Origin of the sequence: Serratia symbiotica (Periphyllus acericola), assembly GCF_964019515.1 — a bacterium.
Classification (GTDB): domain Bacteria; phylum Pseudomonadota; class Gammaproteobacteria; order Enterobacterales; family Enterobacteriaceae; genus Serratia; species Serratia symbiotica_D.
The window spans coordinates 1,544,332-1,562,058 of record NZ_OZ026452.1; the positions used below are offsets into that span (position 1 = coordinate 1,544,332).

Sequence of the window (17,727 nt, forward strand, 5' to 3'; positions counted from 1 at the left end):
ATAAACCCTGTAGTTTAGTACAGTATATACTGATTTTATATACAGTAAAGTGGTTGAGGAGATTGTTAGAACAATTTTTTTGACCAGCCCAGTTTTGAGCTTAACGTGTTGAAATAGCTGTAGTCCTTCGGATGAATAAGATTAAGGTGAAAATTACTGCGGCGTATCAATACTTCTTCGCCTTCTTGAATAGGCAGGGAGATTTGGCTGTCGCAACTGATTTCAAGATCGTTGCCCATCTGAGAAAACTTCAGCCGGATGGTGCTGTCGCTGTTGATCACAAGCGGGCGGGCGGAGAGGGTGTGCGGGAACATAGGCACGAGCACGATGGCCTCTAGAGATGGAGTGAGGATTGGCCCGCCGGCTGAGAGCGAATAGGCCGTGGAACCGGTCGGGGTAGCGATGATTAGACCATCGGAGCGCTGGGAGAAAGCAAAGCGGTCGTCAATATAAACCTCAAACTCGATCATGTACGCTACTTTACCGGGGTGCAATATAACTTCGTTGATGGCGGTGCTGATACGGCACTGCTGCTGTTCCTTATGCACATTGGTTTCCAGCAAGAAGCGCTGTTCATCGATGTATTCGCCTTCCAACACATCCGCCAACTGTTGTAATGCATTATCGGGATCGAGGTCGGTGAGGAAACCAAGGTTGCCGCGATTCACTCCGATCACTTTGATGTCATGATGCGCCAGTACACGTGCGGCACCGAGCATGTTGCCATCACCGCCTACTACCACCGCTAAATCAGCCCGTTGACCGATATCGGCCAGACTGCCGGTAATGGCGTCTTTCAGCCGCAAGTCCTGAGCGATTTGCCGTTCAATCATCACGCAATAGCCACGAGCGATCAGCCAGTGGTACAGCATCTCATGCGTTGCTAGTGCCGAAGGGTGACGCGGGTGACTAACAATACCGATACAAGTGAATTTTTTATTCATTGTTATGATGTTCCTCGCTGGAGCCAGTTTATGCCCCGCATTATGACCGATTGACTTGAAACCCCATTTTTGATCCCCATAATAAGCCAAGTTTGCGGGATTAATGCTAAAATGCGGAGATATTTCATGAGTAGTAGAGAACAAAAGGCGCCAAACAAGCAAGTCTCAGAAGAAATGGAACAGCAGGCCCGATACGAGGATGTGCTACCAGAGGCGGCGGAGGACGTTGATTTGCGTGATGCGCGTATTACCGAGCTGGAGGCTCGGTTACTTGAAGCTCAGCAAAATGAACGTGATGGACGTGATAGCCTGCTGCGCGCCAAAGCTGAAATGGAGAACGTGCGTCGGCGTACTGAGCTGGATATTGAAAAAGCGCACAAATTCGCATTGGAGAAATTCTCTGGTGACTTGCTGCCAGTGCTCGATAATCTGGAGCTTGCATTAGAACTGGCTGATAAGAATAATCCTGAGTTGACCGCGATGATCGAAGGCATCGAACTGACGCTAAAGTCCTTACAGGATGTGGTGCACAAGTACGGCATTGAGATCGTCAGTGATATCGACGTGCCCTTTAACCCGGATGTGCATCAGGCAATGAGCCTGACTGAATCCGCCGATCACCAGCCGAACCATGTGATGATGGTGATGCAGAAAGGCTATACGCTGAATGGCAGATTGCTGCGCCCCGCTATGGTTGCGGTTTCTAAAGCTAAAGCATAAGCGCGCTGGTGTGGTGAAAAATTCACCTTAGGTACATACCCGTAAGTTTAGGAATCATTGAATCCATCTCGTGGGGCTATGTACAGATCCGGAAGCGTTCCTCGCTTCCGGATTTTTATGCACGCGGTAACCAGTCGAGCGGCTGCAAGCCCTGTTGCTTCAGCAGTTGATTGGTTTGTGAGAAGTGGCGGCAACCGAAGAAGCCACGGTGAGCGGAGAGCGGCGACGGATGTGGCGCTTTCAGCACATGATGGCGTTTGCGGTCAATAAAGTTGCCTTTCTTCTGCGAATGCGATCCCCACAGCAGGAACACCACGCCACTACAGTTCTCGTTTAGCGCAGCGATCACTTTATCGGTGAAAGTTTCCCAGCCCAAATTGGCGTGCGAATGCGCTCGGCCACCTTCGACGGTCAGCACTGTGTTGAGCAATAACACGCCTTGTTCGGCCCAGCTCTGTAGGTAACCGTGGTTTGGGTGTTCAAGACCAGGAATATCGGTTGCCAGTTCCTTGTACATATTCATCAGTGAAGGCGGTGCAGGAACGCCGGGGCGCACGGAGAAAGACAAGCCGTGGGCTTGATTGGGGCCATGATAGGGATCCTGCCCGAGGATAACCACTTTGACGTCCGCCAGGTCGGTGAAACGGAAAGCGTTGAATACATCTCTCTGCGGTGGATAAATAGTTTTACCAGCCCGACGTTCAGCGGCAACAAAGGCGAGTGTTTCAACAAAATAGGGCTGCTCTTTTTCTTTGCCGATAACGTCATGCCAGGTGAGGGAGGTGGACATAAACGCTTTCCTTTGTTTTCGTTAGTAATTCATTGGCTATAGCTTACCCTGTCGTTTAACATGGCAAAACCCACTTTTTGTTTTCTTCTGGTCTACGTCATGCAATTATTTTTGATAATTTACAAAAAAATTGCTAAAGGCTGGTCAGGGAAATTGATATAAAACATAAACATGTTCCTATATCTACAGTATCTGACAAGAAGAAATTTATATTAATCAAAGAATTGATCTGGCCATGCCGTTATACAAGACGATAAGGCAACAATTGTCTTGCCACCTGGTTGAAACCAGAATTGGGTTTTCTCATGAAGTAAAATTTTCGACCTGGTATGGCAGCAACAAAATGATTACTGATATTCAAATTACCAAAGCCAAAGACCAGGCGCTGGTGAATTCTTTCTGGTTACTGAATAGTCAGCGAGCAAGTTTTGGTCCCTTTTTTATTGGCGGCAATCAGGGGATCGGGTCTGAAACATATTCTGCGCAAAGACAATCGCCCGAGTTACGAATCCTGCTGACAACTACAGTAGCCATTTAGCTGCTAAACGAAAGGGCTTACGCACCACGCATAGCCGTTAATACCATAAAGAAGCGCATAAAAATAGGACGATATATTTGATGACTAGCACGGCCTTGGTTCGGTAGTACACTGAACGCCAGGCTGGCGTTATTCCGCGTTTTTTTCACGTTTAGCCTTGGCTTGGCGGCGTTTGCCGATATTTTTGGTATCGCGATGTCGCACTTTCACCTTAGCTTTTTCTTTGTTTTTCGCTTTGTCTTGCATACGTTTGGCCAGCACTTTCTTTGAAGGTTTACCGTTGCTTTTCTCGTTTGGCACTTTGGTTTTTGGCCGCAGTTCGTCGATCACCCGTGGCTTCAATGGTTCATTTAGGTAACGACCCACTTTGCCCAATAGCAGGTGGTCGTGTGCCTCAACCAGTGAAATGGCGGTGCCTTTGCGCCCGGCACGGCCGGTGCGGCCAATGCGGTGCAGGTAGGTGTCGGCGGTGCGCGGCATGTCGAAATTAAATACGTGAGTAATGTCAATGATATCCAGACCACGTGCGGCGACATCGGTGGCGACCAGCACATCAATCCTGCCGTCCATCATGCGTTTTACCGCTTCGTTGCGCTTGGCTTGCACCATTTCGCCTTCGAGGTAGCAGGTATTGATGCCTGCTTCACGCAGCCAGATGGCCAGCTCATGCACTCGCTCGCGCTTGCGCACGAAGATCACTGATTTTTGCACGTCCGGCTGCTTCAGCAGGTGCACCAGCAGCGCTGTTTTGTGCTGCACGTCATCGGCGCGGTAGTACCATTGCAGGATTTTTTTGCGTTCGCGACGCGAAGGATCAGCTTCCACTTTCACCGGCTCTTTCAGAATGCGTTCAGCGAATTCATGGATCGCCTCGCCTTCCAGCGTGGCGGAGAACAGCAACGTCTGGTTGCGCCAGCGGGTTTCGGCAGAGATGATTTCGATGTCCTGTGCAAAGCCCATGTCGAGCATGCAGTCTGCTTCGTCGAGGATCAGGGTTTCCACCGCGCGGCAATCGAAGTTCTCTTCTTTGATATATTGCAGTAGACGGCCAGTAGTAGCGACCACCATATCTTGGTTTTCGCTGAACACTTCTGCGTGGTTCATATAGGCTACGCCGCCGGTGATGGTGGCGATATCCAACGAGGTATGTGCCGCCAATTCACGCGCTTGATCGGCCACTTGCATTGCTAACTCACGTGTCGGGGTAAGGATCAGAACGCGTGGTGGGCCAGACTTCTTACGCGGAAAATCCAGCAGATGCTGCAAAACGGGCAGCAAAAATGCGGCGGTTTTGCCGGTGCCGGTCGGAGCCGAGCCTAATACGTCGTGCCCGTTCATCGCGCGTGGGATCGCTTCAGTTTGGATAGCAGTGGGGCGATCGTAGCCTTTATCATGCAGTGCGAGGATCAGGCGTTCATCGAGTTCGAGTTCGGAAAAATGGGTTACTGTCATAGTCTACCTCTACTTGGGGTGCCAATTATAGACGGGTTGGCTGTGTTCTTCACCTATTAAGCGGAAAGCAACTCTTTTCCCATAAATCAGGTTGCCTTATGCTACGTCAGTTTTCTATCTAGGTGGTTATTATGAGCAATCAGTCGAAAGCAAATTTTACCCCGCGCTGTGGCGGTTTTACTTTTAAGCAATTCTTTGTTGCTAACGATCGCTAAGTGGGTACTGATGGCGTGTTGCTTGGTGCTTGGGCACCGCTGGCACAGGCGCAGCGGGTGCTGGACATCGGTAGCGGCAGCGGACTGATTGCGTTGATGCTGGCGCAGCGTTCAGCTGCTGAGGTGATGATCGATGCGGTGGAACTGGACGAAGTCGCTGCCGAGCAGGCGCGCGATGATAATGTGCAGAAATCCCCTTGGCCGCAGCGCATTAAGGTTTACGCGCAGGATATTTATTATTACGCCGAACATCACGCCGCGCAATATGATCTGACTCGTCAGCAATCCGCCTTATTTGGAACCGGCTGTAGGCCTGCCGTGATCAAGCGCGCCATAACGCGCGTTGCACAGAGACCTTGACTCACGCCACGCTGCTCAAGTGTGCCTAACAGTTGATTAATGCGCAGGGCATTTTCTGCGTGGTGTTGCCCTATAACATTGGCACAGCCTTTGAAAGTCAGGCGCATTAGCGTGGCTGGAATACCGCAAAAAAGCTGAACGTCAGTGATCGCGTCGATACGTCGCTACACAGGGTGCTGTTGGCGCTGACACGATGGCCAATGCTGCCTCAAGAGCAAGCGCTGGCCATGAAACTGACCGACGGCAGCTATATCGAGGACTTCCGTTGGCTGATTACCGAATTTTACCTATTTTATTGAGTTTAAAAAGAACACTGTTATGGTACTCCCTCGACATTCATTCAGGGATGCAGGACGGTTGGTAATGCCTCCGGTCGCCGCTCTGGGTAATCCAGCGTATAGTGCAGGCCCCGGCTCTCCTTGCGCGCCATAGCGCAGCGCACGATCAGTGCTGCTACCTGCACCAGGTTACGCAGTTCGAGCAAGTCGTTTGAGATACGGAAGTTGGCATAGTACTCGTCGATTTCTGGTTGCAGGGTATTGATGCGTCGCAGCGCGCGTTCCAGCCGTTTGGTGGTGCACCAGACACTCCAACAATTAGTTCGAAGCCATGCGGTTGGCTCCGTGCAGGCCGGTGTAGCTGACCTCACAGATAGCATACAACCCGTCTAGATCGGTGCGGCCATGTTAATCGACTATCACACCGCCACAGGTGTAGTGTGCAGCTGGCACGATCGGGATCGGCTGCTGCGTCAAATCGAATCCCAGCGCCAGCAACTTTTCATGGATCATCGGGAAATGCTAGATAATGAATTCCGCTGGCTTGTGGCTTATGTCGAGGCACATGCAATCTCGCCTAGTCGCTTTATTTCATGGTCGACAGCACGGGCTACGATGTCGCGCGGAGCGGATCGAAGTCTAGCATACAGTGGCTACAGTCTGGCCGCTTGAGGTAAGCGCCTTCACCGCGCAGCGCCTCAGTCAGTAAGAAGTTGCGCGCCTGCGGATAGAACAAGCAGGTCGGGTGGCATTGGTTAAATTCGAGGTTGGCGACTCGGCAACTGGCGCGCCAAGCCATGGCTATGCCATCGCCTGAGGAGATATCCGGGTTCGTGGTGTATTGATACACTTTGGCTGCGCCGCCAGTGGCCAGTACCACCGTTCTGGCACGGTAGGTTTCTACCTATTCCCGCTCGCGGTTCCAGACATAGGCACCGACTACCCTGCGGGTGCCTGGTAGGCCGATTTTGTTCGAGATGATCAGATCGACTGCATTGCGGCGCTCCATCACACAAATATTAGAATTGGTGCTTGCTTTCCCCACTAGTGTGGTCTCTGCTTCCTTACCAGTAGCATCGGCAGAATGCAGCGGTGGCTGTGCCCTCCCTCGCGCGTCAGATAATAATGTTCTTCACCTTTGGGATTGACCTCAGTATCGAACAACACGCCTTGATCGATCAGCCACTGCACGCAATGGCGCGCGTTGCCAGTGATAAACTCAACGGCTTCTTTGTCGCACAGGCCGGCTCCGGCAATCAAAGTGTCATTAATGTGTGAGGCAATGCTGTCCGTTTCATCATAAACTGCGGCGATCCCGCCTTGGGCATTAAATGTGGCCCCTTCGCTGAGTGGCCCCTTGCTGAGTAGGGTAACTTTGCAATACTGTGCTAAACGCAGGGCCAGTGACAGGCCCTCAGCGCTGCTACCAACAATCAGTACATCGCTGATATGTTAAGATGATGGTTGGTGCAGAAAAAGAGTGAAATTCATGTTAGCCTAATTGCCCGGGCAAAAGCCATGAATGGAACGACATTGATAGAAAGAACTATGGTGATATGGAATTCATGTTCTATATGACCTTCAACCGAATGCTTGCTCAGAAAAATAATGTATGGCTGGCAGTACAATTTCACGCAGGGAGATAAATTTTGGGAGAATTTACCTCGGATGAGCGAGCAGTTAACGGATCAAGTTCTGATAGAGCGGATCCAAAAGGGTGATCAGAAATCGTTTAACTTACTGGTAGTGCGTTACCAGCATAAGGTGGCGAGTATCGTTTCTCGCTATGTGCAGCAGGGCGACATACCTGATGTGGTGCAGGAATCCTTTATTAAGGCCTATCGTGCACTGGAGTCATTCCGGGGCGATAGCGCTTTTTATACTTGGTTGTATCGAATCGCTGTGAATACAGCAAAGAATTATCTGGTTGCGCAGAGACGTCGCCCGCCATCCAGTGATGTGGATGTCAATTATGCGGAAAATTACGAAAGCGCAGGGGCACTGAAAGAAATTTCGAACCCTGAGAATTTAATGTTGTCAGAAGAGCTAAGGCAGATAGTTTTCCGTACCATTGAGTCTCTCCCTGAGGAGCTTCGTATGGTGATTACTTTGCGGGAGTTTGATGGCCTAAGCTATGAAGAGATTGCTGCCATCATAGAATGCCCGATCGGAACCGTACGTTCGCGTATTTTCCGTGCACGCGAAGTTATCGATAATAAAATCCAACCGCAAACCCAGCGTTAGCAATGGCGGGCACAGGAATGGTATTTAGGCATGCAGAAAGAAAAGCTTTCCGCTTTGATCGATGGGGAGTTGTTCGATAGCGAACTGTTGAGTTCACTATTGCAAGATCGGGTGCTCCAACAAAGCTGGCAGAGCTATCACCTAATACGTTACACACTACGGGGGGATGTCGGACAAGCATTCATACATCTTGATATCGCCGATCGTGTTGCTGCTTCACTTGAGAAAGGACCCACAGTGGGTGTTTCTTCTCTAATCGTGGAATCTCAGCCGTAATCTCACATCTGGCAGAAAATACCATTCTGAAAAAAAGTGCGCCCCTGGGTGAGTCAGATTGCTCAGGCTGTTATGGCGGCCTGTGTTTCGCTGGCGGTGATTTTTGGCGTACAACATCACAACCAGTCGGACAATCAACTGGAGGTAGCCGAATCACCGGCGTTTAACACATTGCCGATCATTGGGCAGGCGTCACCGGTTAGCCTGGATGTGTCGGCTGACAGTTTTTCCATCGGCAGTCGCCAACAGCAGCAGGTGCAGGAACAGCGCAAACGTATTAACGCAATGTTGCAGGATTATGAGCTGCAACGCCGTTGCATTCAGAGCAGCAGTTTGAACAAGGCAACCATCAACAGGCCGCCGGAACTCATTTTTTAGGAATGCAGCAGCAGTAATGAAGCAAATTTGGGTCTTCGTTTGCCTATTGACGGGCAGCCTACTCCACTCAAATGTCGCCCCGGTGCAGAAAGCTGAATCTGGGGCAATGTTGCAACAGAGCTGCGCGTCGGTGATCTGCAACGCGCGATCGACTTATATACCAAGGTGCTTGGAATGCGTCTGCTGCTTACCAGTGAGAATCCAGAATATAAATACTCGCTTGCGTTTGTCGGGTACAGTGATGAAAGCGCAGGTACAGTAATTGAACTGACTTATAACTGGGACGTAGACAGTTACGAAATGGGTACTGCGTTCGGGCATCTGGGGCTGGGCGTCGACGATGTCGCGGCCACATGTGACCACTTGTGTAGCGTCGGCGGCAAGATAATCCGTGAAGTCGGCCCAGTCAAAGGTTGCACCACCGTCATCGCTTTTATCGAAGATCCAGATGGCTATAAAATCGAACTCATCGAGAATAAACATGCCAGTGACGGCCTTGGTAAATAACACTTATCCAGAGCGCAATGGCAGCTTTCATTTTTTTACCTAGGTGATAAGCGCCTGCAACCGGCGGAAAAATTTGCCATAATGCGTGCTGCATCCGATGAAGATAAGAAACTGATGGCCGAAAAAAGTGACCTTAACGCCCTTAGTGGCCGCTTTCGTGGATTTTATCCCGTAGTTATAGATGTAGAAACTGCCGGTTTTAATGCAAAAACCGATGCATTACTAGAGATTGCCGCCGTTACGTTGAAAATGGATGATGGGGGGTGGTTGCAGCAGGATGAAACCCTGCACTTTCATGTCGAGCCTTTTGAAGGGGCTAACCTGCAACCAGAGGCACTGGCATTCAATGGCATTGATCCGCACAACCCGCTGCGTGGCGCGGTCAGTGAATATGATGCGCTACACGCCATTTTTAAAACGGTTCGTGCTGGCATCAAGCGTCGCGGCTGCAACCGGGCAATCATTGTGGCGCACAACGCCAACTTTGATCACAGTTTCCTGATGGCTGCTGCAGAGCGCGCCAGCCTGAAGCGCAATCCGTTCCACCCCTTTGCCACATTCGATACTGCGGCGCTGAGCGGGCTGGTGCTAGGACAGACGGTGCTGGCGAAAGCCTGTACCGCTGCTGGTATGCCGTTTGACAGTAGCCAGGCGCATTCAGCATTGTACGACACTGAGCAGACCGCCTTACTGTTCTGCGAACTAGTTAACCGATGGAAACGTCTAAGTGGCTGGCCACTAACCCTCGGCGATCTTGGCAGCTAAGCAATAATCGGGAGTAATCGGGCGGCTCAGTCTGCATTGGCACCGCCCGACCTCATACATCGCTGTACAAAAACCTCGTGCCAATTAAAGCTGCGAGTATTGCTGCGCGCTGTATTTCTCTGCTGTTTCTTTGATAAGCTGTTGCAGTTCGCCACGCTGATACATTTCGATGATGATATCGCAACCACCAATTAATTCACCGTCTACCCACAGTTGTGGGAAAGTCGGCCAATTAGCGTACTTAGGCAGTTGCACACGAATGTCCGGGTTCTGCAAAATATCCATGTAAGCAAAGCGCTCGCCGCAGGCAGACAGCGCCTGAACAGCCTGCGCAGAGAAACCGCAGTTTGGCAATTTTGGTGAGCCTTTCATGTACAGCAAAATGTGGTTTTCAGCGATCTGGTGCTGAATTTTTTCAATCGTCGTCATTGTTGTCATTATTTGTTTCCTCAATCGACATCTCATGGCGACCACATGCATCATGTGGGCTGTTTTAACGGCTGTAGTAGTCATAAGAGATGCTTTCTTTTACAAGTGCATCACCCGCTACTGATCGCGTCTTACCAGCAAACACCATTCCGGGTTAAAATATGGATTCAGAATAACATTTTTAATCCGACCATTTAACCTATAATTTCCCCCTCAGTCGGTGTTTAATTAACCTAAAAAATTCTGTTCGTGTTTTTAAAAAAATAATTAATTGATTTTAAATAAAAAAATATGCCGTTAACTTTTTCTCAAAATATGGATCACTATTTATAATTTCTTCGCTATTTTATATGGAAAAATTCGGGAATACTGTCAGCCTTCAGTATCCGTTTAAAGTTAAAGTTGGTGATGTTGACATGCGCTTAATTCTTATACTTTTTTCCATGCTGCTACTTACACAACTCTTCTTCAATCTAGCGCATGCTGTACCGCAGGCGCGTACTGGCGTTGTTAAATAAATCGAACATTTGGCCGGCACGAGGATCAGATCACTCTCCTTCTGTCAACATAGCGACATTCCGTGGCCTAGCAAAAGTTCAACATCACCAACTGGAAGGCTTACAACAACGCCCTTATCACTCGGGGTTCACTCACTTGCTGGGGGGATGAAACGGCACTTCACGCCTGGTACTGCGAGGTAAAAACTTCTCTGCGTGGTCGCCCACCACATTATTCCGATATGGCAATCACCAGCGTATTGATGCTGAAACGGATTTTCGGCCTGACACTTCACGCCCTCCAGGGCTTCGGCGACTCCATTGTCACACTGATCAAAGTGCCGTTGAACTGCCCGGACGACACCTGCATCAGTAAGTGGGGGAAGTCCGGCCATGTCCCGTTTCCCGTTTAAAACCCCAACTCCGGGTGAAATTGCGCACCTCGTTATCGACTCTAGCGGGCTCAACGTGTTGGGTGAAGGGGAGTGGAAGGTAAAAAAACACGGTCAGGAAAAACGGCGGATCTGGCGAAAACTGCATTTGGCCGTAGATACAGAAACACATGAGGTCATCTGTGCTGACCTTTCCTTGAGCAATGTCACCGATACCGCAGCCTTCCCAGGTCTCATCCGCCAGAGGTACCGTAAAATCAAAGTCGCCTCGGCGGATCGGGCTTAGGATACGCGAGTGTGTGATGATGAGTTAAGGGGCAAGAAGCTCAAGGCGTTAATACCGCCCAGCAGCGGAGCCCGTTATTGGTCGGCAGACTATGCAGAGCGAAATCAATCGGTGGTGAACCAGCGCGTTACCGGAGACAACACACGGTGGAAAAGTATCACAGGCTACCACCGACGTTCGATAGCGGCAACAGCGAGGTAAAGAGTAAATCTGTGCATTAAACAAGATGCCGCTCGCCGGTATGCCAGAAAGTGTACGCCTTGCCTGAAAGCTGCCCATTCAAGGACTCTTTATTCCAAATCCGATTTATTCAACAACGCCGATCGGATTTCCAATCAATGAGTCATGAAGTCATTTTCGTATAGGGAATAAATTTATTTCCCGCCTCATGGTTCTCATTATGAAGTGCAAGCGCACGGTTAAAAACGAAGCGACAAGCCCCTGCGAAGCGCCGCATATCGCGCTCCTGCTGACCATTTGGTCTTAACTGAAATTTGAAGGCTTGAAGTCGTTTCATTATTACTATTATACTTTGGTCTATGATAAAAGAAACCGATATTCGCCGAGGAAGACACTGCATTTTCCTGATGCATATTCACTTGGTATTCATTGCCAAGTATCGACGAAAAATATTTGATCAGGATGCCATAGAAAAGCTGCGCTGCTACTTTTCTAGCGTATGTGCTGACTTTGATGTTGAGCTGGTCGAGATGGATGGTGAATGCGATCACGTGCATTTGCTGATTAACTACCCGCCAAAGCTGGCAATATCAAACTTAGTCAACAGTCTTAAAGGCGTCTCTAGCAGACTGCTTCGCCGTGACCGCCCCGATATAGCCCAGCGCTATTACTACAAAGGTGTTCTGTGGACACCGAGTTATTTTGCAAGTAGTTGCGGTGGGGCGCCGATATCGATCATACGGCAATACATTGAGCAGCAGCAAACACCCAGTTAGTCGGAAAACCGCGCCTTATATCCTGGCCATGGAGGACGGGGCTTTACGGCGCACCAGGTAACAAGATATAGCCATTCTGATAAACATTGTGATTTCCGCAGCGTTTATCATGATGCCTATTTGCTGCTGAACAGCGTAACTTTAGATAAGGACAGCAAAAAAATAGTGCTACCTTATGACCAAATCCATATTGAGTTCAATTCAGATGATATCGCAGCGTGAGGCCATGCCAGCAATCACCTCCAGCCAGAAAGAGACTTTATCCTGGCTGAGGCGGTAAGTGACAGAAGCGCGACTATAACAATAAAAATGGTTTGCCCCACAGGTGACTCAGCACTCAACGGTAGCAAAGCTTAGCTTCAGCAAAACGAGGGCGCTGCAAGGGGAGGATCAAATGAAAACAAAGTACTATTTGGCAGCAAAAGTCTTTTTAAACAATCGGATAGCACCCCACGCACCAAAGGCACGGCGCGACCAGCGTATCAACTTGCTGGGGTGACGGATGCCATATAGCGCCATGGCGCCGGAGCCGAGTACCAGGTAACGACGCAAGCCAAACACCATTTTCCAGCTACGGTCAATACGTGCGGTTTTTTCCAACCACCTGGTTTTGCTCTCGGCCAGATCCAGCCGCTGTTGCTGGATCTGCCGAATCAGGTTCTTTTTTTCACGTTTCAGGTCGTGGCGGCAGCTCATGGCTCCCCTTCCAACTCGGTGTGGTCGATGGCCAGTTGTTTACGCGTGTCTCCCAATAGCGTAGTGCGCTGAACCTTGACCAACGTCCAGGTAGTGCCAACGATGGCTAAGAACAACAGCAGGCCAGTGGTAACCCCTAGCGCCATCAGCCGGTAGAGCGGATCGATAGCCCAAAAAATCAGGATCAATAAGCTCATTAGGCCGAAGGCAGTAAACAGCAGCGTCAAACCAGCCATGACTAGCAACTGAATTAGATTGGCTTTCTCCTCTTCCAATTCGACCACCGCCAGACGAAGCCGGGTTTCCACCATGCCAACCACAATGGTGATTATACGCTGGCCGATATCCAACGCCCCTTTTGCGGGACCGGTCGCGCGGACTTGCGGTTGCTCGGCCATAATCAGCGATGCGCGAGCAAGACGCCCAGCACTACGCCCACCGCAGCACCGATGCCAACACCAGCCCAGGGGTTTTCACGCACATAATCATCTGCCTGCTCAGCAATTTGCCTGGTTTGACAAGCGATTTTGTCCCCTGCATCACTCAGGTGCGCACGGGTGTCTTGCAATGCGCTTTCTGCCTTTGAGCGTAGTTTCTCTAACTCAGCTTTCGGCTTGTCTTTGGACGAGTGCAGCACTTCTTCCAGCGTATCAGCTAAAGATTTCAGTTCAGCGCGTAAGTTTTTTGCATTTGAATCATGTGCCATGTAATTGTTCCTTAACAACGTTAATATTGACAGAATTGCAACATAGCGGATTTTTTCGTTGCCACAAAGGACGGAGGGTAGATTGATAAAACCAGACATCCATTTTTACCCGTTAAAAATCCCGTGTACTGCGGCTCTCATAGATAAATATCCGCTAGAGTAAAAAATTATTCCCTCTGAGTTTGTTTCAGCTCACAGCCTGCGTCGTCAGTTTATTCTGTTTCTTGGCGACTTTTTCCAGGTTGTCAGTCTGCGTCTCTTGTTTTATCTCCTGCTGACGTTTAGCCACCTTGCTTTGTTTTTCATCAATTTTCTTCTGGCGTTCGGCTTGCAAGTTGCGCGTTGGTGCAGTGGTTTGCACCTCACTCAGCGCTTTTTTCAGCCCAGTTACACGGTGAATATTGCCATACTGGGTGGAGTAATCAATCTGATGCTGGATGTTCTGCGCCTTGCTGGCACAGCTGTCTTCTAGCGCAAACGACAACGCTGGCAGTGTAGGCCAGTAAGAGTAAATGGCATAATTTCATGCTATCGGTTCCTGGTTAATGGGATGCAATGGCACGCATTCGTCTCTCCTGGTTGATTTAGGCAGCATGGCAGGATACTGACACAACCTAGCTGACATTATTCAGCTTAGTCATAAAATGCGCTAACCCCCAAAGAATCAGCCATGAGTTCTGGCCAATTACGGAAAATACGGGAGAAGGCCCCGCCACCGTCTATGCAGGGTTTTATCCTTAATTAAGCGGGAAACCCACAAATTCACCTGCCCAATTAGTTAGAAGGATATTCCGTGGCCCAGCAAAAGTTCAACATCACCAACTGGAAGGCTTATAACACCAACTGGAAGGCTTACAACAACGCCCTTATCACTCGGGGTTCACTCACTTTCTCGGTGGATGAAACGGCACTTCACGCCTGGTACTGCGAGGCAAAACCTTCTCTGCGTGGTCGCCCACCACATTATTCCGATATGGCAATCACCAGCGTATTGATGCTGAAACGGATTTTCGGCCTGATACTTCGCGCCCTCCAGCGCTTCGTCGACTCCATTGTCACACTGATCAAAGTGCCGTTGAACTGCCCGGACGACACCTGCATCAGTAAGCGGGCAAAGTCCGGCCATGTCCCGTTTAAAACCCCAACGCCGGGTAAAATTGCGCACCTCGTTATCGACTCTACCGGGCTCAACGTGTTGGGTCAAGGGGAGTGGAAGGTAAAAAACACGGTCAGGAAAAACGGCGGATCTGGCGAAAACTGCATTTGGCCGTAGATACACAAACACATGAGGTCATCTGTGCTGACCTTTCCTTGAGCAATGTCACCGATACCGAAGCCTTCCCAGGTCTCATCCGCCAGAGGTACCGTAAAATCAAAGTCGCCTCGGCGGATCGGGCTTAGGATACACGAGTGTGTGATGATGAGTTAAGGGGCAAGAAGCTCAAGGCGTTAATACCGCCCAGCAGCGGAGCCCGTTATTGGTCGGCAGACTATGCAGAGCGAAATCAAGCGGTGGCGAACCGGCGCGTTACCGGAGACAACACACGGTGGAAAAGTATCACAGGCTACCACCGACGTTCGATAGCGGCAACAGCGAGGTACAGAGTAAAACAGCTATTTGGTGGTCACCTGTCGCTGCGAGATTATGATGGGCAAGTTGCAGAGGCGCTGGCCATGATCTGTGCATTAAACAAGATGACGCTCGCCGGTATGCCTGAAAGATGCCCATTCAGGGGACTCTTTATTCCAAATCCGATTTATTCAACAACGCCGTAGAGCGGCTGCAACTTTGCACATCCGAGATCCTCATAAATAGGAAAAACTAGCGGCTATCGATACCGCATTGAAGAATAACAGTCCCGAGCATCCCATCTTTTACGAAGATGAGGTAGACATCGATATGAACCCTAAAATAGGTGCCGACTGGCAGAAAAAGGGTCAACAAAAACGCATCGCGACACCGGGACAGAATGAAAAGCATTACCTCGCGGGTGCTCTTCATGCAGGAACCGGAAGAGTTGATTATGTCAGTGGGACCCATAAAAACTCGGGTTTATTCATTAGCCTGTTACGCAAGCTGAGAAGCACATACCGAAGTGCCAAAACCATTACGCTAATTGTCGATAATTACATCGATATTCCTGTGATGATGTTAACTGCGAGTGGTGAAGAAGAAGATCGGGTACGCGGGCTGGAAGTGGGGGCAGATGATTATATCACCAAACCGTTTGCGCCCAAGAAATTGGTGGCGCGCATCAAGACGGTAATGCGCCGCTATTTCCCCCATGGCAGTAGAAGAGGTGATTGAAATGCAGGGGTTGAGCCTCTACCCCGCCTCACACCGCGTGATAGCTAACGATCAGGCGCTGAATATGGGGCCAATGGAGTTCAAGCTGCTGCATTTTTTTATGACCCACCTTGAGCGTGTCTATAGCCGCAAATAATTGCTGAATCAGGTATGGGGCACTAACGTTTATGTGGAAGACTGCACTGTTGACGTGCATATCGGTCGGCTTCGTAAGGCGCTAGAGACCAGCGTTCATGATAAAATTGTGCAAACTGTTCGGGGTGTCGGCTATCAGTTATCAACGCGTTATTGATGGCACTGCGCTGGAGAATATGCCGTGTTAGACCGCCTGTCCTGGAAGAAGCTCGCTCTCGAGCTGGTTCTTTTCTGTCTGCCAGCATTGCTGCCGGGGGTGATTATTGGTTATTTTCCTTGGTTGCTGCTGGTGTCTGTACTGGCTGCGCTGGCATGGAATTTTTACAACCAACATAAACTTTCTCACTGGCTGTGGGTTGACCGCATCATGATGCCACCAGCCGGGCGCTGGAATTGGCAATCGCTGTTCTATGGGCTGTATCAGATGCAGCAGCGTAATCGCCGCCGCCGCGGTGAACTGCTTTGCTGATCAAACGCTTTCGTAGCGGGGCTGAATCTCTGCCCGATGCGGTGGTGATAACCACCGTCGAAGGTAACATCTTCTAGTGCAAGGGGTTGCCGCAGCATCTGCTCGGCTTTCGCGCTGGAAGACAATGGTCAACACATCCTCAATCTGTTGCATTATCCGCAGTTCAGTCACTACTTGCAGCAGCAGGCATTTTCACATCCGCTGACGTTGCAACTGGATAACGAACACCATGTTGAGTTCCGTGTGATGCCCTATGCCGAAGGTCAGTTGCTGATAGTAGCGCATGATGTGAGCTAAATGCGCCAGTTGGAGAATGTACGACGCAACTTATCCACAGGCCCGCTTTGGGCAGCGTTCTTTTTCTTCGCGAACGTCAGCCATCAGTTGCGCACGCCACTGACGGTATTGCAGGGGTATCTTGAAATGATGAGCAACGAAACGCTAGACGCTGCACTGCGCGCTAAGGCGCTGGATACCATGCAGGAGCAGGCTCGGCGTATGGACGGGCTGGTCACGCAATTACTAACGTTGTCGCGCATTGAGGCAACCCCAAATGTGAAAATGAATGAATGGGTGGATATTCCGCTGATGCTACAGGTGCTGCAGCGCGAAGCGCAGTCGCTGAGCGGCGGCAAGCACGCAATGACCTTCCGGGTGAATGAGCAGCTCAAGGTATTCGGCAATAAAGAGCAGTTGCGCAGTGCGGTAGCGAACCTGTTGTACAACGCCATCACCCATACCCCGACGGGGACGAATATTGCCGTGAGCTGGCAGCAGACGCCGCACGGCGCGCAGTTCTAGATCGATGATAACGGGCCGGGCATCGCCGCTGAGCATCTCCCGCGCCAGACCGAACGGTTTCTACCGTGTTGACCCGGCGCGTTCGCGCCAGACCGGCGGCAGCGGACTGGGGCTAGCAATCGTCAAGCATGCACTCAGCCATCACCATGCACGGTTGGAGATTTATAGCGAGCTGGGATTGGGGACGCGGTTTATTTTTACCTTGCCTAACCGGTTGGCTGTTCCTGCTGATTTATCAGAAAAGGCGGCGAAAAATTAACGCGTAAGAGACCGGCATGAGTCTAATTTTCGTTGGCTGGCCTGGGGCGCTGCCCTCTGTCCAGCGTTGCTTGCATTGTCCCGGAGCAGCATGCTGTAGGCTTCTAATTTTACGAGGGGATAAGCGAGAAAGAGCACAAATCATGTAGTGTATATTTATTGATATCTAACATGATCGACTGGCTGGTTAATGCCATTTAGATGATAACTCTGCCTTTTACCTTGCGCCTTGCCTTTGAGCGCTATAAAAGTTTACCTTATTGCCTGTTGCTGGATTAGATCTCCGCTATATACCCAAAATAATTTGAGTTTCAGGAAAACGGCGCA

Annotated in this window: 15 protein-coding genes and 10 pseudogenes; 15 read left to right on the forward strand and 10 right to left on the reverse strand. The window is 50.1% G+C overall.

Annotation, left to right across the window (positions count from 1 at the left end; all coding sequences use genetic code 11):
• Positions 1-65 precede the first annotated feature (65 nt).
• Positions 66-944 (reverse strand): NAD(+) kinase, encoded by an 879-nt coding sequence (nadK, locus tag AACL06_RS08370; RefSeq protein WP_339036783.1) that lies wholly within the window; start codon positions 942-944, stop codon positions 66-68.
• Positions 945-1,070: 126 nt separating this feature from the next.
• Here nadK and grpE point away from each other — a divergent pair, with 126 nt between their 5' ends.
• On the forward strand, positions 1,071-1,664 hold the full coding sequence (grpE, locus tag AACL06_RS08375; protein ID WP_339038361.1) for a nucleotide exchange factor GrpE: 594 nt from the start codon (positions 1,071-1,073) through the stop codon (positions 1,662-1,664).
• 115 nt (positions 1,665-1,779) lie between these two features.
• On the opposite strand, the gene ung is transcribed toward grpE, so the two are convergent.
• Positions 1,780-2,454 carry a uracil-DNA glycosylase gene (gene ung / locus AACL06_RS08380; RefSeq protein WP_339036785.1) on the reverse strand — a complete coding sequence of 225 codons (675 nt, stop codon included), beginning with the start codon at positions 2,452-2,454 and terminating at the stop codon, positions 1,780-1,782.
• 343 nt (positions 2,455-2,797) lie between these two features.
• Here ung and AACL06_RS08385 point away from each other — a divergent pair.
• Positions 2,798-2,878 (forward strand): annotated as a pseudogene (locus tag AACL06_RS08385) (autonomous glycyl radical cofactor GrcA); the annotation flags it as partial.
• 243 nt (positions 2,879-3,121) lie between these two features.
• Here the strand turns inward: AACL06_RS08385 and srmB are convergent.
• A complete protein-coding gene (gene srmB, locus AACL06_RS08390; protein WP_339036787.1) occupies positions 3,122-4,444 on the reverse strand; it encodes an ATP-dependent RNA helicase SrmB in 1,323 nt (440 codons plus the stop codon).
• 215 nt (positions 4,445-4,659) lie between these two features.
• Here srmB and AACL06_RS08395 point away from each other — a divergent pair, with 215 nt between their 5' ends.
• A complete protein-coding gene (locus tag AACL06_RS08395; RefSeq protein ID WP_339036789.1) occupies positions 4,660-5,019 on the forward strand; it encodes a methyltransferase in 360 nt (119 codons plus the stop codon).
• Between the two features lie 340 nt (positions 5,020-5,359).
• Here AACL06_RS08395 and nadB read toward each other — a convergent pair.
• A pseudogene (nadB, locus tag AACL06_RS08400) lies at positions 5,360-6,746 on the reverse strand (L-aspartate oxidase).
• Between the two features lie 219 nt (positions 6,747-6,965).
• Here nadB and rpoE point away from each other — a divergent pair.
• The 4 genes and pseudogenes from rpoE (at position 6,966) to rnt (ending at position 9,467) form a co-directional block, all read left to right on the forward strand.
• Positions 6,966-7,541 (forward strand): RNA polymerase sigma factor RpoE, encoded by a 576-nt coding sequence (rpoE, locus tag AACL06_RS08405; protein WP_339038362.1) that lies wholly within the window; start codon positions 6,966-6,968, stop codon positions 7,539-7,541.
• 30 nt (positions 7,542-7,571) lie between these two features.
• Positions 7,572-8,212, forward strand: a pseudogene (gene rseA, locus AACL06_RS08410) (anti-sigma-E factor RseA).
• A gap of 157 nt (positions 8,213-8,369) precedes the next feature.
• A complete protein-coding gene (locus tag AACL06_RS08415; RefSeq protein ID WP_339036791.1) occupies positions 8,370-8,702 on the forward strand; it encodes a VOC family protein in 333 nt (110 codons plus the stop codon).
• 81 nt (positions 8,703-8,783) lie between these two features.
• Positions 8,784-9,467 carry a ribonuclease T gene (gene rnt / locus AACL06_RS08420; RefSeq protein WP_339036793.1) on the forward strand — a complete coding sequence of 228 codons (684 nt, stop codon included), beginning with the start codon at positions 8,784-8,786 and terminating at the stop codon, positions 9,465-9,467.
• An 84-nt stretch (positions 9,468-9,551) separates the two neighbouring features.
• Here the strand turns inward: rnt and AACL06_RS08425 are convergent, their stop codons facing one another.
• A complete protein-coding gene (locus AACL06_RS08425; protein WP_339038364.1) occupies positions 9,552-9,896 on the reverse strand; it encodes a Grx4 family monothiol glutaredoxin in 345 nt (114 codons plus the stop codon).
• A 416-nt stretch (positions 9,897-10,312) separates the two neighbouring features.
• Between AACL06_RS08425 and AACL06_RS10685 the strand changes: the two are divergent.
• The 3 genes and pseudogenes from AACL06_RS10685 to AACL06_RS08435 form a co-directional block, all read left to right on the forward strand.
• A pseudogene (locus AACL06_RS10685) lies at positions 10,313-10,405 on the forward strand (C40 family peptidase); the annotation flags it as partial.
• Positions 10,404-10,565, forward strand: coding sequence for a hypothetical protein (locus AACL06_RS08430; RefSeq protein WP_339036795.1), 162 nt, complete (start codon positions 10,404-10,406; stop codon positions 10,563-10,565). The pseudogene AACL06_RS10685 and the gene AACL06_RS08430, both read left to right, overlap by 2 nt.
• Positions 10,498-11,266, forward strand: a pseudogene (locus tag AACL06_RS08435) (IS5 family transposase); the annotation flags it as partial. The gene AACL06_RS08430 and the pseudogene AACL06_RS08435, both read left to right, overlap by 68 nt.
• Before the next feature lie 151 nt (positions 11,267-11,417).
• On the opposite strand, the pseudogene AACL06_RS08440 reads toward AACL06_RS08435, so the two are convergent.
• A pseudogene (locus AACL06_RS08440) lies at positions 11,418-11,588 on the reverse strand (helix-turn-helix domain-containing protein); the annotation flags it as partial.
• Between the two features lie 22 nt (positions 11,589-11,610).
• Between AACL06_RS08440 and tnpA the strand changes: the two are divergent.
• Positions 11,611-12,027: an IS200/IS605 family transposase gene (gene tnpA / locus AACL06_RS08445; RefSeq protein ID WP_339036797.1), complete on the forward strand. Its 417-nt coding sequence runs from the start codon at positions 11,611-11,613 to the stop codon at positions 12,025-12,027.
• Between the two features lie 408 nt (positions 12,028-12,435).
• On the opposite strand, the gene AACL06_RS08450 is transcribed toward tnpA, so the two are convergent.
• The 4 genes from AACL06_RS08450 to AACL06_RS08465 form a co-directional block, all read right to left on the reverse strand.
• The gene (locus AACL06_RS08450; protein ID WP_339036799.1) at positions 12,436-12,723 is read right to left on the reverse strand and encodes a YqjK-like family protein; all 288 of its coding nucleotides are present in this window, start codon (positions 12,721-12,723) and stop codon (positions 12,436-12,438) included.
• Complete coding sequence (locus AACL06_RS08455; RefSeq protein ID WP_339036801.1) at positions 12,720-13,121, reverse strand: phage holin family protein; 402 nt, start codon at positions 13,119-13,121, stop codon at positions 12,720-12,722. Before AACL06_RS08455 ends, AACL06_RS08450 begins: the two co-directional genes overlap by 4 nt.
• Positions 13,122-13,123: 2 nt before the next feature.
• Complete coding sequence (locus tag AACL06_RS08460; RefSeq protein ID WP_339038365.1) at positions 13,124-13,429, reverse strand: YqjD family protein; 306 nt, start codon at positions 13,427-13,429, stop codon at positions 13,124-13,126.
• A gap of 187 nt (positions 13,430-13,616) precedes the next feature.
• A complete protein-coding gene (locus AACL06_RS08465; protein ID WP_425336905.1) occupies positions 13,617-13,913 on the reverse strand; it encodes a DUF1090 domain-containing protein in 297 nt (98 codons plus the stop codon).
• 309 nt (positions 13,914-14,222) lie between these two features.
• On the opposite strand from AACL06_RS08465, the pseudogene AACL06_RS08470 reads away from it, so the two are divergent.
• The 4 pseudogenes from AACL06_RS08470 to phoR all read left to right on the forward strand — a co-directional run bounded on the left by AACL06_RS08470 (position 14,223) and on the right by phoR (position 17,401).
• Positions 14,223-15,205, forward strand: a pseudogene (locus AACL06_RS08470) (IS5 family transposase).
• Positions 15,201-15,563, forward strand: a pseudogene (locus AACL06_RS08475) (transposase); the annotation flags it as partial. The pseudogenes AACL06_RS08470 and AACL06_RS08475, both read left to right, overlap by 5 nt.
• Positions 15,564-16,029, forward strand: a pseudogene (locus tag AACL06_RS08480) (winged helix-turn-helix domain-containing protein); the annotation flags it as partial.
• 24 nt (positions 16,030-16,053) lie between these two features.
• Positions 16,054-17,401: pseudogene (phoR, locus tag AACL06_RS08485) on the forward strand (phosphate regulon sensor histidine kinase PhoR).
• The last annotated feature ends 326 nt before the right edge of the window (positions 17,402-17,727 follow it).

Bases quoted from the DNA above. Each gene is read 5' to 3' on its own strand.
- nadK (WP_339036783.1), bottom strand. From the start codon at position 944: ATGAATAAAAAATTCACTTGTATCGGTATTGTTAGTCACCCGCGTCAC.
- AACL06_RS08450 (WP_339036799.1), bottom strand. From the start codon at position 12,723: ATGAGCTGCCGCCACGACCTGAAACGTGAAAAAAAGAACCTGATTCGG.
- AACL06_RS08455 (WP_339036801.1), bottom strand. From the start codon at position 13,121: ATGGCCGAGCAACCGCAAGTCCGCGCGACCGGTCCCGCAAAAGGGGCG.
- tnpA (WP_339036797.1), top strand. From the start codon at position 11,611: ATGATAAAAGAAACCGATATTCGCCGAGGAAGACACTGCATTTTCCTG.
- ung (WP_339036785.1), bottom strand. From the start codon at position 2,454: ATGTCCACCTCCCTCACCTGGCATGACGTTATCGGCAAAGAAAAAGAG.
- AACL06_RS08425 (WP_339038364.1), bottom strand. From the start codon at position 9,896: ATGACGACGATTGAAAAAATTCAGCACCAGATCGCTGAAAACCACATT.
- AACL06_RS08415 (WP_339036791.1), top strand. From the start codon at position 8,370: ATGCGTCTGCTGCTTACCAGTGAGAATCCAGAATATAAATACTCGCTT.
- rpoE (WP_339038362.1), top strand. From the start codon at position 6,966: ATGAGCGAGCAGTTAACGGATCAAGTTCTGATAGAGCGGATCCAAAAG.
- grpE (WP_339038361.1), top strand. From the start codon at position 1,071: ATGAGTAGTAGAGAACAAAAGGCGCCAAACAAGCAAGTCTCAGAAGAA.
- rnt (WP_339036793.1), top strand. From the start codon at position 8,784: ATGCGTGCTGCATCCGATGAAGATAAGAAACTGATGGCCGAAAAAAGT.
- srmB (WP_339036787.1), bottom strand. From the start codon at position 4,444: ATGACAGTAACCCATTTTTCCGAACTCGAACTCGATGAACGCCTGATC.
- AACL06_RS08460 (WP_339038365.1), bottom strand. From the start codon at position 13,429: ATGGCACATGATTCAAATGCAAAAAACTTACGCGCTGAACTGAAATCT.